This is a genomic window from Paenimyroides ummariense (assembly GCF_900115115.1).
In the GTDB taxonomy this organism is placed as follows: Bacteria; Bacteroidota; Bacteroidia; order Flavobacteriales; family Flavobacteriaceae; genus Flavobacterium; species Flavobacterium ummariense.
In genome coordinates this window covers 17,521-41,389 of record NZ_FOVI01000005.1, presented here as the reverse complement: position 1 = coordinate 41,389, position 23,869 = coordinate 17,521, and the positions used below count along the sequence as shown (strand labels likewise).

General features: G+C 35.6%; 20 protein-coding genes. 9 read left to right on the top strand and 11 right to left on the bottom strand.

The window, feature by feature from the left end:
- Window positions 1–41: 41 nt before the first annotated feature.
- The 5 genes from metF to BM253_RS05030 form a co-directional block, all read right to left on the bottom strand.
- Complete coding sequence (gene metF / locus BM253_RS05050; RefSeq protein WP_091520231.1) at window positions 42–998, bottom strand: methylenetetrahydrofolate reductase [NAD(P)H]; 957 nt, start codon at window positions 996–998, stop codon at window positions 42–44.
- Window positions 999–1,259: 261 nt separating this feature from the next.
- Window positions 1,260–4,967 carry a methionine synthase gene (gene metH / locus BM253_RS05045; RefSeq protein ID WP_091520227.1) on the bottom strand — a complete coding sequence of 1,236 codons (3,708 nt, stop codon included), beginning with the start codon at window positions 4,965–4,967 and terminating at the stop codon, window positions 1,260–1,262.
- Window positions 4,967–6,124, bottom strand: a complete 1,158-nt coding sequence (locus tag BM253_RS05040; RefSeq protein WP_091520223.1) for a trans-sulfuration enzyme family protein — start codon at window positions 6,122–6,124, stop codon at window positions 4,967–4,969. Before BM253_RS05040 ends, metH begins: the two co-directional genes overlap by 1 nt.
- Before the next feature lie 2 nt (window positions 6,125–6,126).
- A complete protein-coding gene (thrA, locus tag BM253_RS05035) occupies window positions 6,127–8,532 on the bottom strand; it encodes a bifunctional aspartate kinase/homoserine dehydrogenase I (protein WP_091520219.1) in 2,406 nt (801 codons plus the stop codon).
- Window positions 8,529–9,476: an alpha/beta fold hydrolase gene (locus tag BM253_RS05030; protein ID WP_091520215.1), complete on the bottom strand. Its 948-nt coding sequence runs from the start codon at window positions 9,474–9,476 to the stop codon at window positions 8,529–8,531. The genes thrA and BM253_RS05030 overlap by 4 nt, the downstream gene beginning before the upstream one ends.
- A 571-nt stretch (window positions 9,477–10,047) precedes the next feature.
- Between BM253_RS05030 and ccoS the strand changes: the two genes are divergently transcribed.
- The 9 genes from ccoS (at window position 10,048) to BM253_RS04985 (ending at window position 18,577) form a co-directional block, all read left to right on the top strand.
- Window positions 10,048–10,227, top strand: coding sequence for a cbb3-type cytochrome oxidase assembly protein CcoS (gene ccoS, locus BM253_RS05025; RefSeq protein ID WP_091520213.1), 180 nt, complete (start codon window positions 10,048–10,050; stop codon window positions 10,225–10,227).
- Window positions 10,228–10,236: 9 nt separating this feature from the next.
- Window positions 10,237–12,423: a cytochrome-c oxidase, cbb3-type subunit I gene (gene ccoN / locus BM253_RS05020; RefSeq protein ID WP_091520209.1), complete on the top strand. Its 2,187-nt coding sequence runs from the start codon at window positions 10,237–10,239 to the stop codon at window positions 12,421–12,423.
- A 3-nt stretch (window positions 12,424–12,426) separates the two neighbouring features.
- Entirely contained in the window at window positions 12,427–12,630 is a 204-nt protein-coding gene (locus tag BM253_RS05015; protein WP_091520204.1) for a CcoQ/FixQ family Cbb3-type cytochrome c oxidase assembly chaperone, read from the top strand.
- Window positions 12,631–12,632: 2 nt separating this feature from the next.
- A complete protein-coding gene (locus BM253_RS05010) occupies window positions 12,633–13,574 on the top strand; it encodes a cbb3-type cytochrome c oxidase N-terminal domain-containing protein (protein WP_091520200.1) in 942 nt (313 codons plus the stop codon).
- 105 nt (window positions 13,575–13,679) lie between these two features.
- Complete coding sequence (ccoG, locus tag BM253_RS05005) at window positions 13,680–15,098, top strand: cytochrome c oxidase accessory protein CcoG (protein ID WP_091520197.1); 1,419 nt, start codon at window positions 13,680–13,682, stop codon at window positions 15,096–15,098.
- 38 nt (window positions 15,099–15,136) lie between these two features.
- Entirely contained in the window at window positions 15,137–15,583 is a 447-nt protein-coding gene (locus tag BM253_RS05000; protein ID WP_091520193.1) for a FixH family protein, read from the top strand.
- A complete protein-coding gene (locus tag BM253_RS04995) occupies window positions 15,583–16,281 on the top strand; it encodes a sulfite exporter TauE/SafE family protein (RefSeq protein WP_245758448.1) in 699 nt (232 codons plus the stop codon). Before BM253_RS05000 ends, BM253_RS04995 begins: the two co-directional genes overlap by 1 nt.
- 171 nt (window positions 16,282–16,452) lie before the next feature.
- Window positions 16,453–17,457, top strand: a complete 1,005-nt coding sequence (locus BM253_RS04990; protein WP_091520188.1) for a hypothetical protein — start codon at window positions 16,453–16,455, stop codon at window positions 17,455–17,457.
- A gap of 52 nt (window positions 17,458–17,509) precedes the next feature.
- Window positions 17,510–18,577, top strand: coding sequence for a T9SS type A sorting domain-containing protein (locus BM253_RS04985; RefSeq protein WP_091520184.1), 1,068 nt, complete (start codon window positions 17,510–17,512; stop codon window positions 18,575–18,577).
- A 155-nt stretch (window positions 18,578–18,732) separates the two neighbouring features.
- Here BM253_RS04985 and BM253_RS04980 read toward each other — a convergent pair whose 3' ends face one another.
- From BM253_RS04980 to ftsH, 6 genes are all read right to left on the bottom strand, one after another.
- Window positions 18,733–19,497, bottom strand: coding sequence for a superoxide dismutase (locus tag BM253_RS04980; RefSeq protein WP_091520181.1), 765 nt, complete (start codon window positions 19,495–19,497; stop codon window positions 18,733–18,735).
- Between the two features lie 5 nt (window positions 19,498–19,502).
- Window positions 19,503–19,760, bottom strand: coding sequence for an acyl-CoA-binding protein (locus tag BM253_RS04975; protein ID WP_091520179.1), 258 nt, complete (start codon window positions 19,758–19,760; stop codon window positions 19,503–19,505).
- The gene (locus BM253_RS04970) at window positions 19,761–20,414 is read right to left on the bottom strand and encodes a phosphatidylserine decarboxylase family protein (RefSeq protein WP_091520174.1); all 654 of its coding nucleotides are present in this window, start codon (window positions 20,412–20,414) and stop codon (window positions 19,761–19,763) included. It lies immediately after the preceding gene.
- The gene (locus tag BM253_RS04965; RefSeq protein ID WP_091520171.1) at window positions 20,414–21,208 is read right to left on the bottom strand and encodes a phosphatidate cytidylyltransferase; all 795 of its coding nucleotides are present in this window, start codon (window positions 21,206–21,208) and stop codon (window positions 20,414–20,416) included. Before BM253_RS04965 ends, BM253_RS04970 begins: the two co-directional genes overlap by 1 nt.
- Window positions 21,209–21,211: 3 nt before the next feature.
- Complete coding sequence (locus tag BM253_RS04960) at window positions 21,212–21,811, bottom strand: LUD domain-containing protein (protein ID WP_091520551.1); 600 nt, start codon at window positions 21,809–21,811, stop codon at window positions 21,212–21,214.
- A gap of 109 nt (window positions 21,812–21,920) precedes the next feature.
- On the bottom strand, window positions 21,921–23,864 hold the full coding sequence (ftsH, locus tag BM253_RS04955; RefSeq protein ID WP_091520167.1) for an ATP-dependent zinc metalloprotease FtsH: 1,944 nt from the start codon (window positions 23,862–23,864) through the stop codon (window positions 21,921–21,923).
- Between the last annotated feature and the right edge of the window lie 5 nt (window positions 23,865–23,869).

The following is a 23,869-nucleotide window of genomic DNA, read 5'->3' as shown; positions in this document are numbered from 1 at the left end:
GGTTTTTTGAATGATGCAGTAACTATTTTGTTATTTCAATTTTAAAAAACCTCTTTCGCTACCCTTTTAACAGTATCCGATTTTCCCATAGAATAATAATGCACAATAGGAATTTCCGCTGCAATGATCTCTTTGCTTTGCTGAATACACCATTCAATACCAATTTGTTTCACGGCTTCGTTGTCTTTCGCTTTTAAAATTTCAATAACCAAAGCATCTGGCAAATCTACTTTAAAACGATGCGGGATCATATTTAACTGACCTTTAGTTGTTAATGGTTTCAATCCCGGAATAATCGGAACTTCAATACCCGATTTTCTACATTTATCCACAAAATCAAAAAACTTGGCATTATCAAAAAACATCTGCGTAACAATATAATCGGCACCTTTATCAATTTTCTGCTTTAAAAACTGCAAATCGGTATCAAAATTCGGCGCTTCCATGTGCTTTTCAGGATACGCACCAACACCTATACAAAAATTGGTTGTATGCGAATTTTCCAATTCATCATCCAGATAAATACCGTTGTTCAATTCCGAAATCTGCGTTACCAATTCCGATGCATATCTGTGTCCGTTTTTTTCAGCCTTAAAATAAATCTCGCTTTTAACCGCATCGCCACGCAATGCAACCACGTTATCAATTCCTAAAAAATCTAAATCAATCAAAAAATTCTCGGTATCTTCTTTCGTAAAGCCGCCACACAAAATATGCGGCACAGCATCAACCTTATATTTGTTCTGAATAGCGGCACAAATTCCAACCGTTCCCGGACGTTTTTTTACCACTTTTTTCTCCAGCAAACCGTTGCCAACATCTTTGTACGTATATTCTTCTCGATGGTAAGTAACATCAATAAATGGCGGATTAAACTCCATTAACGGATCAATCGTGTCAAAAATACATTGAATATTTTGCCCTTTCAAAGGCGGTAAAATCTCAAACGAAAACAATGCTTTTCCGTCGGCATTCTGTATATGTTCGGTAACTTTCATTTTATCATTATTTGGGTGTTACCCGCCTTATCAGGACGGGTCGGGCTTTTCGCTACAAGCTTTTGTTCATTCTTCACAAAAGGCTTTTCACTTTAATCCCTAACGCAACTGGTTGTTGATACTCTATTTTTTATTGATACACCATAAAATTTAAAATCTCTATCAAGACCTCACAGGTTTTTAAAACCTGTGAGGTTTGAAATAAAGTTCTCGACAAGCTCGAACTGACGAAATCTGTGAATCTGTGGTATTTTTCAAAAGTTATTCATTTATATTTGGACCAAGCCATTTGGTAGCTTCCTCAAAACTGATGTTTCGTCTGCGGGCATAATCTTCAACCTGATCGTTTTTAATTTTCCCCACGCCAAAATATTTAGCTTCCTTGTTTCCAAAATAATATCCCGAAACCGACGATGCCGGCCACATTGCCAAACTTTCGGTTAGTGTTACACCAATTTCATCGGCTACATTTAAAACATCCCAAATGGTGTTTTTCTCCAAATGATCGGGACACGCCGGATAACCAGGCGCCGGACGAATACCTTCATACGATTCTTTAATTAAATCGTCATTGGTTAATTGTTCCGAAACCGAATAACCCCAAATTTCTTTACGGACTTTTTCATGCAGATACTCCGCAAAAGCTTCAGCCAAACGATCGCCCAACGCTTTAACCATAATAGAGTTGTAATCGTCTTGAGCGTTTTCATAATCTTTGGCTTTTTCTTCCACTCCAAAACCGGTACTCACGCAAAACAAACCTACATAATCGTTGATTCCTGTTGATTTTGGAGCGATAAAATCTGCCAAGGCAATATTTGGTACACTGCCCGATTTATGTGCCTGCTGACGAAGAGTTAGCAAAGTTGCGATAGTTTCATTATTTTCATCAATCAACTCAATATCATCATCATTTACCTGATTCGCTTTGTAAATCCCAATGATTCCTTTAGCTTCAAACCATTTTTCTGAAACTATTTTCTTCAACATTTCCTGTGCTTCTGCAAACAAAATAGTTGCTTGTTCACCTACAATATCATCAGTTAAAATCTCGGGATATTTACCAAACAACTGCCAAGATCTAAAAAACGGAGTCCAATCTATATATGGAACCAATTCTGATAATTCTACGCTAACCTGCTTTTTACCAAGAAAATTTGGTTTTACAATTTGTTGTGAATCCCAATCTATTTTGTATTTATTTTTACGGGCATCGGCAATCGACAAATATTTTTTATCTCGCGCTCTATGTAAAAAATCGTAACGTAATTTTTCATATTCGGCACGAATGTCTTCTTTATAAATTTTGTTTTTATCGGGCTGCAATAAATTGTTAATGACTGTTACCGCACGCGATGCATCGTTCACATGAACAACCGTTTGTGTATATTCAGGTGCAATTTTTACGGCGGTGTGTGCACGAGATGTTGTTGCACCACCAATCATTACCGGAATTTTAACTCCGATTTTTTCTAATTCTTTAGCCAAATAAACCATTTCGTCTAACGAAGGAGTAATTAATCCGCTTAACCCGATTACATCAACCTGTTCTCTTATGGCGGTTTCAATAATTTTTTCGGGCGGAACCATCACTCCTAAATCTATAATTTCGAAATTGTTACAAGCCAAAACCACAGCAACAATGTTTTTACCGATATCGTGTACATCGCCGCGAACGGTTGCCATTAAAACTTTACCAGCCGATGAATTATTTGTTACTCCGTTTTTCAACTTCTCTTCTTCGATAAAAGGCAACAAGTAAGCCACCGCTTTTTTCATTACCCGAGCCGATTTTACAACCTGTGGCAAAAACATTTTTCCCGAACCAAACAAATCGCCCACAATGTTCATTCCGTTCATTAAATGTTGTTCAATTACCTGAATTGGTCGGTCAACCGTTTGGCGGGCTTCTTCTACATCAGTATTAATAAACTCTTCAATACCTTTCACCAGCGCATGTGTAATACGCTCTTGCAAAGCGTGCGATCTCCATTCTAAAACTTTTTCCTCTTTAAATTTGGTTTCACCTTTTAAATGTTCGGCAAAATCAAGCAATCGTTCGGTGGCATCACTTCTTCGATTTAAAAGTACATCTTCAACAAAAACCAATAATTCAGGATTAACTTCATCGTAAATTTCCAATAATTCAGGATTTACAATTCCCATGTTCATACCATGCTGAACGGCGTGATACAGAAATGCTGCATTCATGGCTTCTCTTACGCGATCATTCCCACGGAAAGAAAACGAAACATTACTTACACCACCCGAAACATTTGCATACGGCAGGTTTTCACGAATCCATTTTGTTGCCAAAAAGAAATCGAGCGCATTGTTGTTATGCTCTTCCATTCCTGTAGCAACGGGAAATATGTTTGGATCGAAAATAATGTCTTGCGGAGGAAAACCAACTTGATGAACCAGAATTTCGTACGATCTTTTACAGATATCAATTCGTCTTTGATAGGTATCTGCCTGACCGGCTTCATCAAACCCCATTACCACCACCGCAGCACCGTAACGTTTAATTAAATTTGCATGACGAATAAAAAGTTCTTCGCCTTCTTTTAAACTGATGGAATTTACAACACCTTTACCTTGAATGGTTTGCAAACCGGCTTCGATAATTTCCCATTTAGAACTGTCGATCATTATTGGAACGCGAGCAATATCAGGTTCCGAAGCAATCAGGTTTAAAAAATTCACCATTGCTTCTTTGCCATCCAACATGCCTTCATCCATATTTATATCGATGATTTGTGCCCCGTTTTCAACTTGTAATCGGGCAATATCCAAGGCTTCATCAAACTTTTCTTCTTTTATTAATCGAAGGAATTTTCGTGAACCGGTTACGTTTGTACGCTCGCCAATATTGATAAAATTCGATTCTTTTGTAACAAAAAGCGGTTCTAAACCTGAAAGCGTTAAAATTGGGTGCGGTTTTACTTCATCAACCTCCACATTATTTCTTAAAGTGTTGTACTGCGTAACAGCATCTGCAATTAAGCGGATGTGATCTGGATTTGTTCCACAACAACCACCTATAATCTGCACTAAATCTTCCTTTAAAAAATCGGCAATCAATTGCTGCATTTCTTCGGGCGACTGATCGTATTCGCCAAAAGCATTCGGCAAACCGGCATTTGGATGCGCCGAAATATTTACCGATGTATGTTGCGCCAACTGCTTTAAATAAGGTTTTAATTGTTCGGCTCCCAAAGCACAGTTGAACCCGATACTTAACAACGGAATGTGCGAAATCGAAATTAAAAAAGCATCGACTGTTTGCCCGGATAGTGTTCTGCCGGAAGCATCGGTAATCGTGCCCGAAACCATGATTGGAATATCAATATTTCGTTCAATTTTAACTTCTTCAATCGCAAATAATGCCGCTTTTGCATTCAACGTGTCAAAAATAGTTTCCACCAAAAGTAAATCACAACCACCATCAATCAACGCTTCAACTTGCTGTTTATAAGCTTTTCGTAAATCCTCAAAAGTAATGGCACGATAACCCGGATTATTCACATCAGGACTCATAGATGCCGTACGATTCGTAGGGCCGATCGATCCTGCAACAAACCGCGGTTTATCGGGTGTAATGATATCAAACTCGTCACAAACTTCTCGGGCTATTTTTGCCGACTGATAGTTCAACTGATACACATAATCTTCCAGGTAATAATCTGCCATACCAATGGTTGTTGAAGAAAACGTGTTGGTTTCCAGAATATCGGCACCTGCTTGCAAATATTTTCTATGGACTTCTTTAACCGCTTCGGGTTGCGTGATCGAAAGTAAATCGTTGTTACCTTTTAACGGATGCTGAAAATCTTGAAACTGCGTGCCGCGAAAATCTTCTTCGGTAAATTGATACGCCTGCAACATGGTTCCCATAGCGCCATCGAGCACCAACGTTCGGTGCTTTATGATTTCTGAAATTGATGATTTTTTACAGAGCGTTTCCATTATAAAAAAGAGGTATTTAGTTCGGTAATAATATCGTCGATATGTTCTAAACCAACCGAAATTCGTATTAAACCTTCAGTTAAATTGGCTTCGGCAAGTTCGGTTGTGTTTAATTTGCTGTGTGTTGAGGTTGCCGGATGCGTGACAATGGTTCGTGTATCGCCCAAGTTTGCTGAAATTGAAAACAGTTTTATAGAATCGATAAACTTTTTACCTGCATCTTTTCCTCCGTTTAATTCAAAAGCAATAATGTTTCCGCCCAATTTCATTTGTTTTTTTGCGATTTGATACTGTGGATGCGACGGTAAAAATGGATATTTTACATTGGAAACCGCCGGATGACTTTCTAAAAATTGAGCAACTTTCAAAGCATTTTCACTATGTTTTTCTACTCTGATTGATAAAGTTTCCAAGCTTTTAGAAAAAATCCAAGCGTTAAAAGGCGCTAATGAAGGGCCTGTGTTGCGAGAAAATAGATAAATTTCGCGTATCAGTTCTTTTGATCCAACAGTTACACCTCCTAATGCTCTGCCTTGACCATCGATTAATTTTGTAGCCGAATGAATAACCAAATGAGCACCGAAATCAATCGGGTTTTGAATAATTGGCGTTGCTAACGTATTATCAACAATTAATAATAGGTTGTGTTTTTTCGCTAAATCGCCCAAAAAATCCAGATCAATTATTTCAACTCCAGGGTTTGTAGGTGTTTCAACAAACAATATTTTAGTGTTCGATTGTATTTTAGCTTCGATTGATTCAGGTTCGCTGATGTTGAAATACGTAGTTTCAATGTTCCATTTTGGCAGATATTTTGTGAACAACGTGTGAGTTGAACCAAAAACGCTGCTTGCAGAAACAATGTGATCGCCACTGTTTAGAAACGTCACCAACGTATTGTAAACCGCAGCCATTCCGGTTGCAAAGCCAACACCGTCTTCGGCATTTTCAAGCAACACCATTTTCTCTATAAATTCGGATACATTTGGGTTGCTAAAGCGTGAATAAATGTTTCGATCTTTTTCTTCTGCGAACGATGCGCGCATGTCTTCTGTGTCTTCAAAAACAAAGCTTGATGTTAAAAATAACGGCGTGCTGTGTTCTAAATATTGCGTGCGTTCGGTTTGATTTCTTATTGCTAATGTTTCTTTTTTCATGACTATTTTTTTTCTGCTAAACGTAAAATATCTCCAAAAACGCCGCGTGCAGTAACATGTGCTCCGGCTCCGGCTCCTTGAATAATAATTGGTCTGTCGCCATAAGATTCGGTATAAATCTCGAAAATACTGTCAGATCCCGATAATTGTCCCAAAGCAGAATTTTTATCTACTTTTACTAATTTGGTTTCTAAAACGCCTTTTTGTTGTTGTAAATCACCCGATAATTCGCCAACGTAACGTAAAACTTCGTTTGCTTTTAACTGCTGCTTTAAATCATCGTAATGATTGTTTAATCCGCTTAATTGTGCTAAAAATTCTTGAACGGTTAATGATTGAAATTCAGTAGGAATTAAATTTTGAATGGAAATATCTTGCAGTTCATTTTCTAAATCTAATTCGCGGGCAAGAATCAATAATTTACGGGCAACATCGGTTCCCGATAAATCATCACGAGGATCGGGTTCGGTAAATCCTTTTTCAATCGCTGCTCTTAAAACTTCAGAAAACGGTTTATTTTCTACCGAAAACAGATTAAAAATGTAACTCAAAGTTCCCGAAAAAACACCTTTTATTTTGGTTATATTTTCGCCCGATAAATGCAGTAATTTTATATTATCGATCAAAGGTAAACCCGCACCAACATTGGTTTCGTATAAATATTGTTTCTGATTTTTCTTTAGATTTTCACGCAAATTTTTATAAAATTCAAACGAAAGCGTATTCGCAATTTTGTTCGATGAAACGATATCAAATCCATTATCAATAAAATCATTATAGCGGTTTGGAAGTGATTCTGCCGCCGTATTATCAATTAAAATTAAATTCTCTAAATGATTCTCTTTTGCATATTCTATGATTGATGAAAGCGAATTTGGTTGCGGAATATTGAACTGATCTTGCCAATTGGTGTTGAAACCGTTTGTACTGAAGTAAACCGAATGCGAATTGGCAATTGCAAAAATGTTTAAATCGATATTTTTACGTTCGGAAATCTGATTTTTCGATGCAACAATTTGGTCAATCAACACACTGCCTACAGTTCCTTTGCCAACAACGGCAATATTAACGGTTTTATTCACGCCGAAAATTTGTCCGTGAATTACGTGCAATGCTTTTTTAAATTGTTCTTTTTCGATCACCAAACTGATGTTTTTTCCCGAAACCGAGTTGTTGAAAAGAATAGGAACAATGCCGTTTTTTACCAACGCGCTGTAAGGTTTGTGAAACGATTTTAGATCTTGCCCAATAATTGAAACTACGGCAATATTGTTGTTAATACTGATGTTTTCGACATCTTTTGTATAAAAATCGTGCTGAAATTCGTGTTCTAAAATTTCTTTTGCTGAAGTTGCTTCTGAATCATTTACGACAAATCCTAATCCACGCTCAGACGAACCTTGAGAAATAACACTTACGCTGATGTTGTTTTTTGCCAGTGCATTAAAAATTCGAGCATCGACTCCCACTTTTCCAAACAAACCTTTACCATGAAAATTAATCAATGCTACGTTTTGAAGAACCGTTAACGATTTTACTCCATTTGGTGTTGGTTCTGCAGAAATTAATGTTCCCGTGCTGTCAGGATTCAAGGTGTTTAAAATTCGTAACGGAATTTTCTTATCAATCAACGGAACAATGGTTTTTGCATGTAGAATCGAAGCCCCGAAAGTAGCCAATTCATTCGCTTCGCTGTAGTTTAAATGTTCAATTCGTTTGGCAGATGCAACCCATTCCGGATTTGCGGTGTAAATACCATCAACATGCGTAAAATTTAAAAATTCTTCAGCCTGAGTATAATTTGCAATTAGCGCTGCGGTTAAATTACTGCCGTTTCTGCCTAAAGTTGTAATTTCATTTTCTGCAGTACTGCCAATAAATCCACCTAAAACAATCAGTTTTTTATCAGATAATTTTTCAAATTCGGTTTTAACAGCTAATTCGGTTAAAGTTTCATTTACATTTGCTGCGGTAAAATAAGCATCGGTTTTAATTAATTGCGAACTGTTTACAAAAGTTGCCTGTAAACCTTGATTTAATAACAGTTGCGTTACTACTTTTGAACTGATTAATTCGCCTTGAGCCAACAATAAATCCTGAACTTTTGCGCTGTAATCCTGAATTAACGAAACGCCTTGCAAAATGTTTTCGATCAACTTAAAATGCTCTTCGGTATTTATCTGTGGATAAAAATTTAATGCATTAAGTTCTTGTAATTGATCTGTGTAAGGTTTGTTTTCTTTTGCTTTTTCAAGCAATTCCAACAGCAAATCGGTTGTGTTGCCAATTGCCGATACAACGATAATTAACGTTGATGTTTCTAAATAATTGGCTATAATGTTCAGCAAGTTGTTGTTTGTGTGTAAACTTGCCAGTGATTTTCCTCCGAATTTTAATACTTTGCTCATAAATAAGGTGCTAATATTTCTTCTAATTTTTTAAATTCTATTAAAAAAGCATCGTGTCCGTGTGTTGATTCTAAAGAGTGATGCGTTACGTTTTTGTATGTTTTTGCTAGTTCATTTGTCCATTCTATTTGATGTTGCGGATGAAACAACCAGTCTGATGAAATGCTTACAATCACAATTTTCGTGTTGCTTTTTTGAGATGCTTTTAGGTATTGATCTTTATTGATTCCTTTTCCTATCGATCCTAACAAATGATTCATGATTTGATATGATTTTTTCGAAAATCGTTTTTTTAGTGAATTTCCGTGATACACCAACCAATCTTCTATTGTCTGATTACTGCTTTTAAATTTATTGTTGATTCCTAAAGCATTTCTGTAAAAAAGCATCGACCACATTCGCGCTTTTTCGTAACCATTATCGTTTTGTAAAAGATCGTTCTGTAAAAAAGTAATTGCTTTAATCCAATGATCTTCAAACGGATTCGCGCCAATACTTATCAACTTATCAAACAATTCCGGATTCTCTTTCCACATTTCCCAAGCAATTGCTCCGCCCAAACTTCCACCGATAATTGAAATATCTTTTCTCAATTCTAATTCATTCAACAACCAAAGATTAATTTTTGCAATATCGTTAACGCTCATTTTTTCTACTGAATGAATATTTTCGTGGGTATTTGTTGCGTATCCGTTACCTAAAGTATCAATTGACAGAATGTTATATTTAGCAGTGTCAATCACTTTTGAAACTCCAACCAATTCGTTCCACCAACCATTTTCGCCCGTAACCGTACTGTTCCCTGTTAGCGCATGTAGAATAACAAGCGTTGGTTTGGATTCATTGTAAGTACAAATCCACTGATAACTGATTTCGCAATCTTTATCTGCAAAATGACTGGTAAACTGTTTTGGTATTATTTTTTTGATCATGATAAATTCCATAAAAAAATCCTTCAGGGCTATACCTAAAGGATTAAACAAATTTGGGTTTAAGGTATAGTTTATTCCGACGCTTTACGCATCATCATAAACATGTACATTTTATAAAGGTTAGTTGTTGTCATTGTTATTTTTTAACGAAGCAAATGTAGTTATATATTTTCTAAAAACAAGTGTTATTTAAGAAAATAAATCTGTTTAATTGATTATTAAAAGATGTTTGTATGATTATTTTTCTTTTAAGTTGATTTGTAATAGAATAATTTTAGGATATGGATTTAAAACGATGAAAACTGTTTTATTTTTGATTTAAAAATTAGAATGAAAAAAAAATGTTTGAGTAGGAGAGAAGTAGTCGAAAAAAATATCCAAACAAAAAAGACACCAACTGAAAAGCCGGTGTCTTTCGAAAATATTAAAAATAAAGACCTAATAAGTTTCAAATTTAGTAAGATGTTTCTATTAAGAACTTAATCTAGATTAATAAATAAAATCTTAAAATTAAAATTGCAAACTGACATTTATCATATTTTATTAAATCTGCCAATTATAGCTTTGTACAAAGATTTAAGGTATGGGCGTAATTTACATTTTAATATGCATTAGCATATTTGTAGCAGCCGTTTTTCTGACCCTCTTCATAAAATCAGTAAAAAGCGGACAATTCGATGATCAGTATACACCGTCGGTGAGAATGCTGTTCGACGATGAGATCAAAGAAAAAAAAGGAAAAAAACAAAAACAATCAAATTAATTATTATTTATGGAAGTGCAACAATTTTATTACGATAACAAAATTGTTAAGAAGTTCCTGTATGCCGCAATACTTTTCGGAGTTGTAGGTATGCTGGTAGGATTGCTTTTAGCAATTATGTTTATATTTCCGAACATCACAGACAATATTCCGTGGTTAAGTTTCGGTAGGCTTCGTCCTTTACACACCAATGCAGTTATTTTTGCCTTTGTGGGTAATACCATTTTTGCGGGCGTTTATTACTCATTACAACGCTTGCTAAAAACCAGAATGTATAGCGATCTTTTAAGTAATATTAACTTCTGGGGATGGCAGCTTATTATTGTGGCAGCAGCTATTACGTTGCCTTTGGGTTATACATCGTCTAAAGAATATGCCGAATTAGAATGGCCAATTGATATTACTATTGCAGTTGTTTGGGTTGTTTTTGGTATTAATATGATTATGACCATTATTAAACGTAGAGAGCGCCACCTGTATGTTGCTATATGGTTTTACCTGGCAACGTTTGTTACAGTAGCTGTTCTACATATTTTTAATAATATCGAACTACCTGTGAACATGTGGAAATCGTATTCGGTTTACGCAGGGGTGCAAGATGCTTTGGTGCAATGGTGGTATGGTCATAACGCGGTAGCATTTTTCTTAACAACACCGTTTTTAGGTTTAATGTATTACTTTTTGCCTAAAATTGCCAATCGTCCGGTTTATTCGTATCGCTTGTCAATCATTCACTTTTGGTCGTTAATCTTTTTATACATCTGGGCAGGTCCACACCACTTGTTGTACACGGCACTTCCAGAATGGGCACAAAACTTGGGAGTAGTATTTTCTGTAATGCTTATTGCACCGTCTTGGGGTGGTATGATCAACGGATTGTTAACACTTCGTGGTGCTTGGGATAAAGTTAGAACAGAACCAGTTTTAAAATTCTTCGTAGTTGCAATTACCGGTTATGGTATGGCTACTTTTGAAGGACCAATGCTTTCTTTGAAAAACGTTAACGCAATTGCCCATTATACCGATTGGATTGTAGCTCACGTACACGTTGGTGCTTTGGCTTGGAACGGATTTATGGCATTCGCCATTATGTATTGGTTACTGCCAAGAATTGCAAAAACAGAATTATATTCTAAAAAACTAGCAAACTTCCATTTCTGGATCGGTACTTTAGGAATTATTTTATACACCATTCCTTTATATGTCGCAGGTTTTAGTCAGCACATGATGTGGAAACAGTTCAACCCAGATGGAACATTAAAATACGGTAACTTCCTTGAAACTGTAACGGCTATTATGCCAATGTACGCCATGCGTGCGGTAGGTGGATCGCTTTATTTAATTGGTATTTTAGTTCTTGTTTACAATATTTACAAAACAATGACTGCTGCACCAAAAGTAGAAGACGAATTGGCTGAAGCTCCGGCATTGTCACAAATTTCTCCAAAGCGTGTTCGCGGTGAAAGATTCCACGCATGGTTAGAACGTAAACCAATTCAATTAACAATTTTAGCAACAATAGCTATTTTAATTGGTGGAATTATTCAGATTGTACCAACATTGGTGGTAGATTCTAACATACAAACCATATCAAGTGTAAAACCATACACGCCGTTAGAGTTAGAAGGTCGTGATCTTTACATTCGTGAAGGTTGTGTGAACTGTCACTCGCAAATGGTTCGACCATTCAGAAGTGAAGTAGAACGTTACGGCGAATACTCAAAATCAGGAGAATATGTTTACGATTATCCGTTCTTATGGGGATCAAAACGTACCGGGCCCGATTTACACCGTTTAGGAGCCAAATATTCAGACAACTGGCATTTCAACCACATGTACGATCCGCAAAGTACCTCGCCGGGATCAATCATGCCGGGTTACAAATGGTTGTTTGATAACGAAGCAATGGATCTTACCGAAGTAGAAACCAAAATGCGCGTAATGCAGAAATTGGGTGTTCCTTATACCGATGAAGAAATTGCAAACGCTAAAAAATCGATCCAAATTCAAGCGCAAAAAATCGAAGAAAATTTAAAGAGTGATCCTGATTTTGTAAAATCGTACGAAGCCAGTAAAAAAGCTGCCGAAGCAAACGGAGAAAAATTTGTTCCTATGAGCGAAAGAGAAATCACTGCTTTAATTGCGTATTTACAACGTTTAGGAACTGATATTAAGGTTAAAGATAAAAACGAATAGGTTATGTTGAAGTTTATAAAACACAATATGGATACCATTTCTGGTATAGAAATTTATCCAATTATCGCCTTGCTTATCTTCTTTTTGTTCTTCACGGGCTTAATTATTTGGGTATTTACCTATAAAAAAAGTGCCTTGAACGAATTAAGTAAGTTGCCGTTGCAAAATGCCGACGAAAACGAAGGTCAAACCAATATGAATTTATAGTTATGAAAAGATTTTTCCCTGTATATGTCCGTGTTCCGCTAATATTTTTTGCTTGTTACGGAATTTTAGATTATTTCATAGACTCGGGCGATAAACCAATGATTATTGAATATCCGTCTGTGTTAGCTCTTTTAGGATTGATTTTGTTGGTGATTATTGCGCTGGAAATTGTAGCAAGTGCATCTAACAATATCATTAACCAACTTATGTCGCCCGAAGAACGCGCACAGAAAGAAGCATTAGATAATACACCAATTTCGCAATTGCCGTTGGTTAAAAATCTTCTGCAAAAACTAACCAAAACTCGTGGTTTAGAAGATGAAAAAGAAATTGAGTTAGAGCATGATTACGATGGTATTAAAGAGCTTGACAACGATTTACCGCCATGGTGGGTGTATCTTTTCTATGCCACAATTATTTTTGGAGTAATCTACATTGGTAAATACCATTTGTTTGGTGGCGATAATCAGATTCAAGAGTTAGAAAAGGATATGATGATCGCTCAAAAAGAAATCGAAGAGTACAAGAAAACTGCTCCCGATTTACTTACAGCAGACAAAGTGGTTTTATTGACCGATGCGGGCGATATTGCTGCAGGTAAAGCTATTTTCGATAGTAATTGTGTGGCGTGTCACCGTGCCGATGGTGGTGGTGGTATCGGTCCTAACTTGGCAGACGAATACTGGATTTTAGGTGGCGATGTTAAAGAAATCTTTAATACCATTATGGAAGGTGGTCGCGACGGTAAAGGAATGGTTGCTTGGAAACAGCAAATTAAACCAAGCGATATTCAAAAAGTAGCAAGTTATATTTTATCGCTTCAAGGTACAAATCCGGCAGATGGCAAAGCACCAGAAGGCGATAAGGTTGCGGCATCGGCAGGTGTGGCACCCGTTAAAAACGATAGTTTGGCAGCACCGCAAGCAAGTGCACCAGACGCATAGTAATTTCCATAATCATTTGGAGAGTTTTAGTTTTATTTTTCTTCCACAGCTCTTCACAAACAAGGGCTGTGGTTATTTTAAAGCTAGTTTAAAATTTATGTAGTAATGATTAATGATGAAAATAATAGCTTTAGAGACAGATTAGGTACTGTTGACGAAGCAGGAAAAAGAATTTGGGTATATCCTAAAAAGCCGTCAGGTAAATTTTATGATCTACGCAAAATAATAAGTTATTTACTGCTGGTTATACTTTTGGCATCGCCATTTATAAAAATAAACGGAAACCAGCTGTTTTTATTTAATGTCTTAGAGCGCAAATTCTCCATATTCAGTTTTACGTTCTGGCCGCAAGATTTTTATATCGTGGTAATTGCAATTATTATCGTTGTGGTTTTTGTGGCACTTTTTACGGTTGTTTTTGGCAGGATTTTTTGTGGATGGATCTGTCCGCAGACGATTTTTCTGGAAATGGTTTTCAGAAGGATCGAATATTGGATTGAAGGCGATAGAGGTGCACAGATACGATTAGACAAACAAAAGTGGAATGCCGAAAAAATAAGGAAAAAGGGCTTAAAATGGTTCCTCTTTTTTATTGTATCATTTATAATAGCAAACGTTTTTCTGGCATATTTAATAGGCTCTGATCAGGTTTTGGGAATGATCAAAAACGGACCCTTTACCAATGTATCTACCCTAATTTCGCTAATCATTTTTACAGCCGTTTTCTATTTTGTCTTTGCATGGTTTCGCGAACAGGTTTGTATCATCGCTTGTCCATATGGTAGATTACAAGGTGTTTTACTTGATGAAAAATCACTGGTTGTAGCGTATGATTATAAGCGTGGCGAAGCAGAAAAAGGCAGAGCCAAATTCAGAAAAAACGAAGATCGTAAAGAAAAAGGCATTGGTGATTGTATCGATTGTTCGCAATGCGTGCAGGTTTGTCCAACAGGAATCGATATCCGTAACGGTACGCAGTTAGAATGTGTAAACTGTACTGCTTGTATCGATGCCTGTGACTTTATGATGGAATCGGTAAATCTTCCGAAAGGTTTGATTAGATACGCATCGGAAGATGAAATCGCCAAGAAAGAAAAATTCGTATTCACAGCCCGTATGAAAGGCTATTCTGCCGTATTGCTGATATTGGTGGGCATTTTAACCGGTTTGTTGTTCTTACGAAGCGAAGTTGAAGCAAAAGTATTGCGTTTACCAGGACAGTTGTTTGAACATAAAGGGGAAAACATAAGTAACGTTTACACCTATAAAATTGTCAACAAAACAGCTAGAGATTACGAAAGCGTATCTATTAAACTGATACATCCGAAAGGTAAATTAGAATTGGTTGGCAAAAAATCGATCAAAATCCCAAAAGAAGAAGTAGTGCAAGGAACGTTGTTTATAGAAATTCCGCAGGCATTATTAAAGAGTGATAAAACCGAAGTTCAGTTAGAAATTTATAATAACGATGAATTGATAGATCACACAAAAACCAACTTTTTAGGACCACGGAGTTTTAATTAGAAGGAAAAAGAAAAGAAAAAAAACTAAAACTAGAACAAATGAAATTTAATTGGGGAACAGGAATAGTAATAGGTATCATAGCATTTATGGTATTTATACTGCAATACGTGATTCGTGTGCAATTAGATGCACGCTATGATAACGAACTGGTAACAGAACAATATTATCAGAAAGAAACAGAAATTAACGGTAACAGAATTAAGCAGGAAAACGCAAATGCTTTAGAAAACAAATTACGTTTTGAAATTTCGGAAAAAGGAATTGATATTTATTTTCCTGAAGATTTTAATGCTGCCGATATAAAAGGAACAGTATCCCTTTACAGACCGTCTAACCAGGCTTTTGATCAAACAATTCCTTTGGAATTGTCTTCAAATCACATGCTTATACCTAAATCTCGCTTGGTAGATGGTCGTTGGGATATTACCCTTGATTTTACACATAATAACACTGCATATTTAAAACAGCAAACCTTGGTTTTATAATGATTATACCGTTGTTGTTGGGGTTATTTGGAAGCATGCACTGTGTAGCAATGTGCGGACCAATTGCTTTGGCGTTACCCGTGCATCAATTTAACACAACAAAGAAAACAGCAGCTATTTTACTGTATCATTTAGGCAGAATAAGCATTTACGTTTTATTGGGAATCATTTTTGGAACATTAGGCAAAGGCTTGTTTATTGCAGGTTTACAACAAAATGTTTCTATTATATTTGGAGTTCTTTTAATAATCGGAGTTTTGTTTTTTAACGAAAAAAGACTTCAAAACGTTGTTTTAAGCTCCAATTCAAAATGGTATTTAAAGTTTAAAAATAGCTTTGGCACATACATCCGCAAAAAAACACTTATATCATTCGTTGTTATGGGCATGTTGAACGGTTTGCTGCCTTGTGCCATGATTTATATGGCATTGTTTGGAGCGACTGCAACTCAAGGCAGTTTATACGGTGGTTTGTTTATGCTTTGGTATGGTTTAGGAACCATTCCTTTACTCACGCTTTTAGTTTGGATGGGAAATTGGGTAAACAGAACATTTAAAAACAAATTACAAAAAGCCGTTCCGGTATTTTTATTTTTTACAGGATGTTTATTGATTGTACGAGGTTTAAATTTAGATATTCCATATTTATCGCCATCGAGTTTACAATTGTTTATTTCAGGAAATCCACAATGTTTTTAATAAACCAGCAAATTGTTTAATTTTTTTTGTTATTTTATTTAACAATGTGTTAAAATTTTTGTTATATTTACTATCTAACTTAGTAAAAATATTTATTTATGACAAAATTTACAAAAATTTTGTGGGGGGGGGGTAATTGCCTTAAGCCTTACAGCATGTACAACCGACAGTGTGTTTGAAGACATTAATCAACAAAATGCAGAAACAGGTTCACAGTATCAAACTAACAGTTTCAATGACACTAATCCAGGAGGATTATGGCCAGATGGTTTTACAAATATTTCAGATAACTATTTTTCACCCTGGGATATAGGGTTTAATAGAGGGGCAGCATATGTTAATAAGCAGCCATCGTATATTTTTGAGAATGGTGATGGTGGTGTTGACGGAAACTATTCTCCGTATACTTTAGAAGTTTATGCATGGATAGGTTTGGCGTATTTTGATGGTGTTAATGATGGCGTTTTAACTAATCCCTTAACAACACCCCCTACACCAATAGTCAGCATGGCTGCAAATCCAGGTCAATATCCAAATTTATATACTTTTAACGCAGGCATTCATCAAGAAGTTGGTAATCTTATAAGAACAGCAAGTCCGTTAAGATTTCTTCCTGCTGAAGCAACCAGAATTGAAGATATTAATGACCATTTACCTACAATGAATCCATCAAATCCTAAATATCCAGCTCCGCAAGCTTGGACACATACTCAAGGAGCTTCAGGGTTTGATATTGTAGGTGCTGTTCTTCCACAAGAGGAAGCATTATTAAAAGAATACGGCAAAGTATTTTTCTATGAAGTTGATGTTTTTGAAGCCGGTGCTTTTGTAGGTAAATATTACTTGCATCCCGAAATTCACACATTGAACGATGGTAGTACACCTTGGCAAAAAGTAGAAGACACACCTGGTGGAACACAACAACAAGCAAATGTACCATTTGGAAGTTTTGATTTATACTATTATACTGATGGTTCTAGTAATCAAACGTCTTATTCTTCTGGAAGTGGAGGGTCTGGAACATGTAATTCTTTTGAAGTTATAGTGGATCGCCAAAACATAAACCACACAGAACCTATTTTAGGTGGCAGTGTAAGTAAAACATTGGTAATGGATTTTCTTTTACACCATATAACCTTTTGGCAAAATTCTGCATTGTCGTTAAAAGTAGAATAATATTTTAATAAAAAGGCTGCCTAAAAACAGCCTTTAATAATTTTAATTGATTATGAAAAAGAGCATATATATTATAACAGCATTATTTTGTTTAAATAACTTATACAGCCAGGTATTATACAACGAAACTTTTAACAGCTATTCACAGGGCAATGTAGGTACCGATTTTACAGGCACAACACCCGGCAAAGGCGGCTGGCTAACAGAATGTTTACTTCCTGGTGCACAGAGTAACAATCTGTTTACTATTACCACCGAAGCAAATAAAGGCAACGTACTTACTTTGTCAAACGACACAACAATCCCATTGGATACTGGACTTATTGCAAAAAAAAATGGTTTAGGATCGTTGATTGATCAACGCACGCCCGGTAATAACGTGCTAAAGTTTGAAATTGATTATTATACAGGCGGTGTTCAGCAGCAATTTAATGGTTATGGGCAGCATATAATAATAGGTGATGATTCTACCGGTGATATTAGGTTGGCAAATAAAAGACTGATAAGTTATTTATTTCATACACATGCTGATCAGATGGCTGTTGTTGGTAAAGATCTTGGTAAAAATATTAAATTAGATAAAAATAGTACTAATGTTGCTAAAATACCCTTTAATACCTGGATCACCTTAATTGTATATTTAGATTATAACAATAAAAAAGCATATTTTGAAACGCCTTATTTTAACACCATAGCCGTTGGTGATTTTTTAAAAACAAGCACCTCTACCAATTTAATAGAAGATTTTAAACCAAAAACATTGGCTTTCATATTTACAACGAACAGCACTACTACAGTTGATAATAACAAGTACGATAACATTAAAATAACGGCTTTAAAAAGTGTGCCACCTTATATTTTAAGCGCAGAGAATTTTTTAGCAGATAAATTTAATTTGTACCCCAATCCGGCAACCAATGTTGTAAATATTACCAACAATGAAAATATGCAGATACAACAAATAACAGTTTACGATATAGCAGGCAAAGAAATAAAAAGACAAACATTTACTAACGAAACTAATATTCAATTGAGCGTAGAAAATTTAGCAATCGGAACCTACATGTTACATTTACAAACTAACGAAGGTTTAGCCGTTAAAAAACTAGTTAAAAAGTAATATTTTGTAAATTATATTGCTGTATAATGTAAGAGTAAAATGCGAATAAAGCGCAGCAATCTGTGGTAAAGGAAATATGTAAATTTTTTATCTCTGGAAATCCACAGTGTTTTTAATAAAAAAAGAGATTCTAATTTTAGAATCTCTTTTTTGTTTTATTTGATTAATGACAATCTGTATTCAACTTTACTCCAGTCAACTAACTGCCAGAAGTTTTCAATATATTTTGGTCGTTCGTTTTTATACTTTAAGTAATAAGCATGTTCCCAAACATCAATATTCATTAACGGATATCCCTTAACTTCAGAATTTGGCATCAACGGATTATCTTGATTGATTGATGTTGTAATTTTCAATGTACCATCGTTCTGATAAACCAACCAAACCCAGCCCGAACCAAATACTCCTTTAGCTGCATCGCTGAACTGTGTTTTAAACTGATCGAAACTTCCAAAATCTTTATTGATCAATTCGGCTACTTTTCCTGTTGGACGTCCGCCTGCTTTTGGTCCTAAAATTTCCCAGAAAATGTTGTGGTTGTAGTATCCGCCGGCATTGTTTCTTAAGGCACTGTTTTTAAGATCCATCCCTTTCAAAATCTCTTCAATAGACATTGTTTCTAAAGGTGTGCCTTTCACAGCATCGTTCAATTTATTGCAATAACCTAAATGGTGTTTGCCATAGTGTGTTTCCACGGTTTGTCCGTCCATATATGGTTCTAAATCGTTGTAACCGTAGTTTAAACCTTTCATTTGAAAAGCTCCTTGGTTTGCAACAACAGATTTAGGGTCTCCTTTTGCTGGTATCGAATCTTTTGCAGTTGCGCTTGGCACTTGCACTTCGGTCATTTCTTCTTTATTTTTACAACTGAAAAGTAAAAAAGAAGTAACTGCTGTAAGTAATAAAATGTTTCTTTTCATACAATTTATAGCTTTAATGATTTTACAAGTTCAATATACAAAATTTTAGCTTCTTCTTGTGTTAAATGTGCTACTTGTTTCCAGGCATTGAATTTAAATCCGCGAATTAGATCCACTTCATGATAAACAAAATTATGCGTATAATCTAAAGTTGCCTGTTTGTAATAGGCGTACAAACGCAAACGAACATCGTCCGGTAATTTTATGTGTGTTGCAGACGCTTTTTCAAAAGCTTCTTTAAATAACTGATCGGTTTGGTTCATTTATTTATTAGCGATTACCGTTTTGTTTCCGCGAGCCTTTTGGTTAAGCACCACATTTACGTTGGTTCCTAATGGCAGATACAAATCTACACGCGAACCAAATTTAATAAATCCGGCATCATCGCCCTGATTAACTCTGTGCCCCACTTTTGCGTAGTTTACAATTCGTTTAGCTAATGCACCTGCAATTTGTCTGTACATTACTTCGCCATAAACAGGATTGTCTATAACTACCGTAGTACGTTCGTTTTCTTCGCTGGCTTTTGGATGCCAAGCTACCAAATATTTTCCCGGATGATATTTACTGTATTTTACCATTCCGTTAAGTGCATATCGAGTTACGTGAACATTTATTGGCGACATGAAAATGGATACCATTAAACGTTTGTCTTTAAAATATTCAGGTTCGTAAACTTCTTCAATTACCACAACTTTTCCATCAACCGGAGCCAAGATTAAATGATCGGCAATATCGTCTAATGTTCTTTTTGGATTTCTAAAAAACTGAAGAACAATTACCAAAAACAACAAAGTAGCAATTTGTATGGCTTTAACTAACCAAGGTATCGAAATTAAATATTCAACTCCAAGAATAATTGCAACAGCAATTAAAAGTGTAACTAAAATTATTTTAGCGCCTTCTTTATGAAACATTACATAACAATTTTATAAATTAAAAATAAAAAGGGTGCAGCAAATAAAATACTGTCTAACCTGTCTAAAATACCGCCGTGTCCGGGCATGATCGATCCGCTGTCTTTAATACCAGCTTGGCGTTTGTACTTGGATTCAACCAAATCACCAATGGTCCCAATAACACTTATACCTAAACCAATTAACATCCAAAATGGCAGCGATGCCTGAATATCGGTGTATTTAAAGATGATAAAAGCGGCAACCTGTGTGAAAATTAATCCGCCTATAAAACCTTCGATCGTTTTTTTGGGCGATATTTTTTCGTAAAGCTTGTGTTTTCCCAAAAGCTTGCCACAAATATAAGCAAAAGTGTCGTTACACCATATCATTATAAAAATACTTAATAACAATAGGGGCGTGTAACTTTGGTTTGAATAGGGTAGTTGGGTGATGATTAAAAACGGAAGCACCACATAGCCTGTTAAGTGCAGATATTTTTGAAATATTGATGGTTTTGAAGATGTTTTGTTCTGTAAAAGATCAATAATTAGAAAAATACTAAATGGGAGAAAAGAGAGATAAATACTGTTAGTTGGCAGATTATCTACAAAAATAAAGGAAGATGCTAAAAGGATCGACCAAATAAAACCCGATATTTTATTGATGTGGTACAGCTGACAAAATTCGTAAACTGCCACAATAAAAAAGAACGCAAAAAGTGCAAGGAATGTATCTTTTGAAAATAAAATTGCACCAACTAATAGTGCAATGTATAAAATTCCCGACAGGGTGCGCTTTACAACTTCATTCATAGTTTAAAAATCTTCTAATAACAGCAGGTAAAAGTTTTTAGCCTGAATGCCGTATTGTAAAAAATCGTCGTTTTTACTTTCTTTAAAATGTTGCATTGTGGTAATATTTGTAGGTATTTCATTGGCATACCTAATTTTTATATTGCGTAAACCATCGCTTTTAGAACGCGTAATTTGGCTGGCTTTTGCTACAACAATGATGTTTTTAGGCAACTCATTTGGTTTGTAATGAAATAACTGTTTTGACGAGAACAAAATAGATCCGTCTTGTGCAATTAAACTTTCGCAGCTTGTTAGTAAGAATATAGGATTTGCAGGATTTTTATAATTCAGTTTATTATCAGACAAAAAGTGTTGAAGTCCTTTTTCAAACGTTAAAGCTTCAATTTCAAACCAATCGTTTTCCTGTAAAATACTTATAAAGTTTTCGTCTAATTCTTCTTCATTTTCACAATATAAAAACTTCCCGCCGTTCGTCTTAAAGTTATGCGTAAACTGTTCGTCGACAGGTGTTTCTTTTTCAGGCAGATATTTACCTTCCTCCTCATTCTTATCTTGACGAGGAGACGAAAAACTGCTTAAAAATTTTTTAAATATGTTCATTGGCAATTTTTAAGTATATCTTGGCATTATACATATTCAAAGATAAAAAAAAACTTGGTTCAACTTACTGTTAAACCAAGTTTTTGTATGTTAGGTTAAAGTGTTAATTTTAAATAACTTCCGATCCATTTTCGGTAGTTATATCGATAACTTCTTTAGTACCGAAAGCACGTTTTCCAAAAATATCTTCTAAATCTTCTCTAAAAATCACTTCTTTTTCACAAAGTAAGTCAGCTAATTGAATTAATTTATCTTTATTTTCTGTTAATAAATCAATTGCTCTTTGGTACTGACCTTCAATTAAACCTGAAATTTCTTTATCGATCAATTTCGCCGTTTCTTCTGAATAAGGTTTAGAAAAGTTGTATTCGCTTTGACCCGATGAATCGTAATACGTAATGTTTCCTAACGAATCGTTCAAACCATAAATAGTAACCATTGCACGTGCTTGTTTGTTTACTTTTTCAAGATCGCTTAAAGCACCTGTAGAAATTTTATCGAAAATAACTTTCTCTGCAGCTCTACCGCCCATTGTTGCACACATCTCGTCTAACATTTGTTCTGTACGCACAATTTGACGTTCTTCTGGCAGATACCATGCAGCACCCAAACTCATACCACGAGGAACAATAGTTACTTTAACCAATGGTGCAGCGTGCTCTGTTAACCAAGAAACGGTCGCGTGACCAGCTTCGTGTATCGCGATAGCATATTTTTCTTCTGGTGTAATAATTTTGTTTTTCTTTTCTAAACCGCCAACAATACGGTCAACAGCATCTAAAAAGTCTTGTTTATCAACCTCGGTTTTTCCTTTACGTGCAGCGGTTAAAGCAGCTTCGTTACAAACGTTGGCAATATCTGCACCCGAAAATCCTGGAGTTTGTTTTGCAAGAAAATCAACATCAAGGTTTTCAACTTTTTTAATTTTCTTTAAGTGAACTTCAAAAATTTGCTTACGTTCGTTAACATCCGGAAGATCTACATAAATTTGTCTGTCAAAACGACCGGCACGCATTAAAGCTTTATCTAGAATTTCGGCGCGGTTTGTTGCTGCCAAAACAATAACGTTTGTGTTTGTACCAAAACCATCCATTTCGGTAAGTAATTGGTTCAATGTGTTTTCGCGTTCATCGTTTGATCCTGAAAAATTCGATTTTCCACGCGCTCTACCAATAGCATCAATCTCATCGATAAAAATAATGGCAGGCGATTTTTCTTTTGCTTGTTTGAATAAATCACGTACACGAGATGCACCAACACCAACGAACATTTCCACAAAATCAGACCCTGATAAAGAGAAAAAAGGTACTTGTGCTTCACCAGCAACAGCTTTCGCCAATAAGGTTTTACCTGTTCCCGGAGGACCTACCAATAAAGCTCCTTTTGGAATTTTACCACCAATCGAAGTATATTTTTCAGGATTCTTTAAAAATTCAACAATTTCCTGAATTTCTTCTTTTGCACCTTCTAAACCGGCAACATCGTTAAAAGTAACACGGCTATCATTCTTTTCATCGAACAAACGAGCTCTTGATTTTCCTATCGAAAAAATTTGTCCGCCACCGCCACCGCTAGCGCCGCCGCCCATTCTTCTCATCATAAAAATCCAAACTACCGGAATTAAGATGATTGGCAATAATGATAATAAAATACTACCCCAGTTGCTTTCTTTTTCGTTAGAAAACTCTTTAATTTTTCCTTCGTTAGATGCTTGAATCAATTTCTCTTCAAACAGATCTTTATTGGCAATTTCTACAACATAATCAGGACCTTTTGACATGGAGCTTAACAGTGTAGGCTTGTTATCTTTTTGATGTTCGGCAGTGTTCTTTGCGGTTTCGTTTAAGAAAACTTGCGCAGACGAGTTGTTAAAAACTACTTTTTCTACCTGATTACCGTCTAAATACTTATAAAATGTAGAAAGACCTATGGTTTTATTACCTCCGAAACTACCTCCGCCAGTTGTAAGCGAAATAGCAAAAAGTATAAATATAATGCCACCATAAAGCATCCAAGGGTTGTACTTGGGCTTATTATTTACGGGATTCTTCATAAAAA

Excerpts from the sequence above, each read along its gene's own strand:
- thrA (WP_091520219.1), bottom strand. The coding sequence starts at position 8,532 with ATGAGCAAAGTATTAAAATTCGGAGGAAAATCACTGGCAAGTTTACAC.
- BM253_RS04985 (WP_091520184.1), top strand. The coding sequence starts at position 17,510 with ATGAAAAAGAGCATATATATTATAACAGCATTATTTTGTTTAAATAAC.
- BM253_RS04995 (WP_245758448.1), top strand. The coding sequence starts at position 15,583 with ATGATTATACCGTTGTTGTTGGGGTTATTTGGAAGCATGCACTGTGTA.
- ccoN (WP_091520209.1), top strand. The coding sequence starts at position 10,237 with ATGGAAGTGCAACAATTTTATTACGATAACAAAATTGTTAAGAAGTTC.
- BM253_RS04970 (WP_091520174.1), bottom strand. The coding sequence starts at position 20,414 with ATGTTTCATAAAGAAGGCGCTAAAATAATTTTAGTTACACTTTTAATT.
- BM253_RS05010 (WP_091520200.1), top strand. The coding sequence starts at position 12,633 with ATGAAAAGATTTTTCCCTGTATATGTCCGTGTTCCGCTAATATTTTTT.
- metH (WP_091520227.1), bottom strand. The coding sequence starts at position 4,967 with ATGGAAACGCTCTGTAAAAAATCATCAATTTCAGAAATCATAAAGCAC.
- BM253_RS05040 (WP_091520223.1), bottom strand. The coding sequence starts at position 6,124 with ATGAAAAAAGAAACATTAGCAATAAGAAATCAAACCGAACGCACGCAA.
- BM253_RS05015 (WP_091520204.1), top strand. The coding sequence starts at position 12,427 with ATGTTGAAGTTTATAAAACACAATATGGATACCATTTCTGGTATAGAA.
- BM253_RS05030 (WP_091520215.1), bottom strand. The coding sequence starts at position 9,476 with ATGGAATTTATCATGATCAAAAAAATAATACCAAAACAGTTTACCAGT.
- metF (WP_091520231.1), bottom strand. The coding sequence starts at position 998 with ATGAAAGTTACCGAACATATACAGAATGCCGACGGAAAAGCATTGTTT.
- ccoS (WP_091520213.1), top strand. The coding sequence starts at position 10,048 with ATGGGCGTAATTTACATTTTAATATGCATTAGCATATTTGTAGCAGCC.
- ftsH (WP_091520167.1), bottom strand. The coding sequence starts at position 23,864 with ATGAAGAATCCCGTAAATAATAAGCCCAAGTACAACCCTTGGATGCTT.
- BM253_RS04960 (WP_091520551.1), bottom strand. The coding sequence starts at position 21,811 with ATGAACATATTTAAAAAATTTTTAAGCAGTTTTTCGTCTCCTCGTCAA.
- BM253_RS04965 (WP_091520171.1), bottom strand. The coding sequence starts at position 21,208 with ATGAATGAAGTTGTAAAGCGCACCCTGTCGGGAATTTTATACATTGCA.
- BM253_RS04980 (WP_091520181.1), bottom strand. The coding sequence starts at position 19,497 with ATGAAAAGAAACATTTTATTACTTACAGCAGTTACTTCTTTTTTACTT.
- BM253_RS05000 (WP_091520193.1), top strand. The coding sequence starts at position 15,137 with ATGAAATTTAATTGGGGAACAGGAATAGTAATAGGTATCATAGCATTT.
- BM253_RS04975 (WP_091520179.1), bottom strand. The coding sequence starts at position 19,760 with ATGAACCAAACCGATCAGTTATTTAAAGAAGCTTTTGAAAAAGCGTCT.
- ccoG (WP_091520197.1), top strand. The coding sequence starts at position 13,680 with ATGATTAATGATGAAAATAATAGCTTTAGAGACAGATTAGGTACTGTT.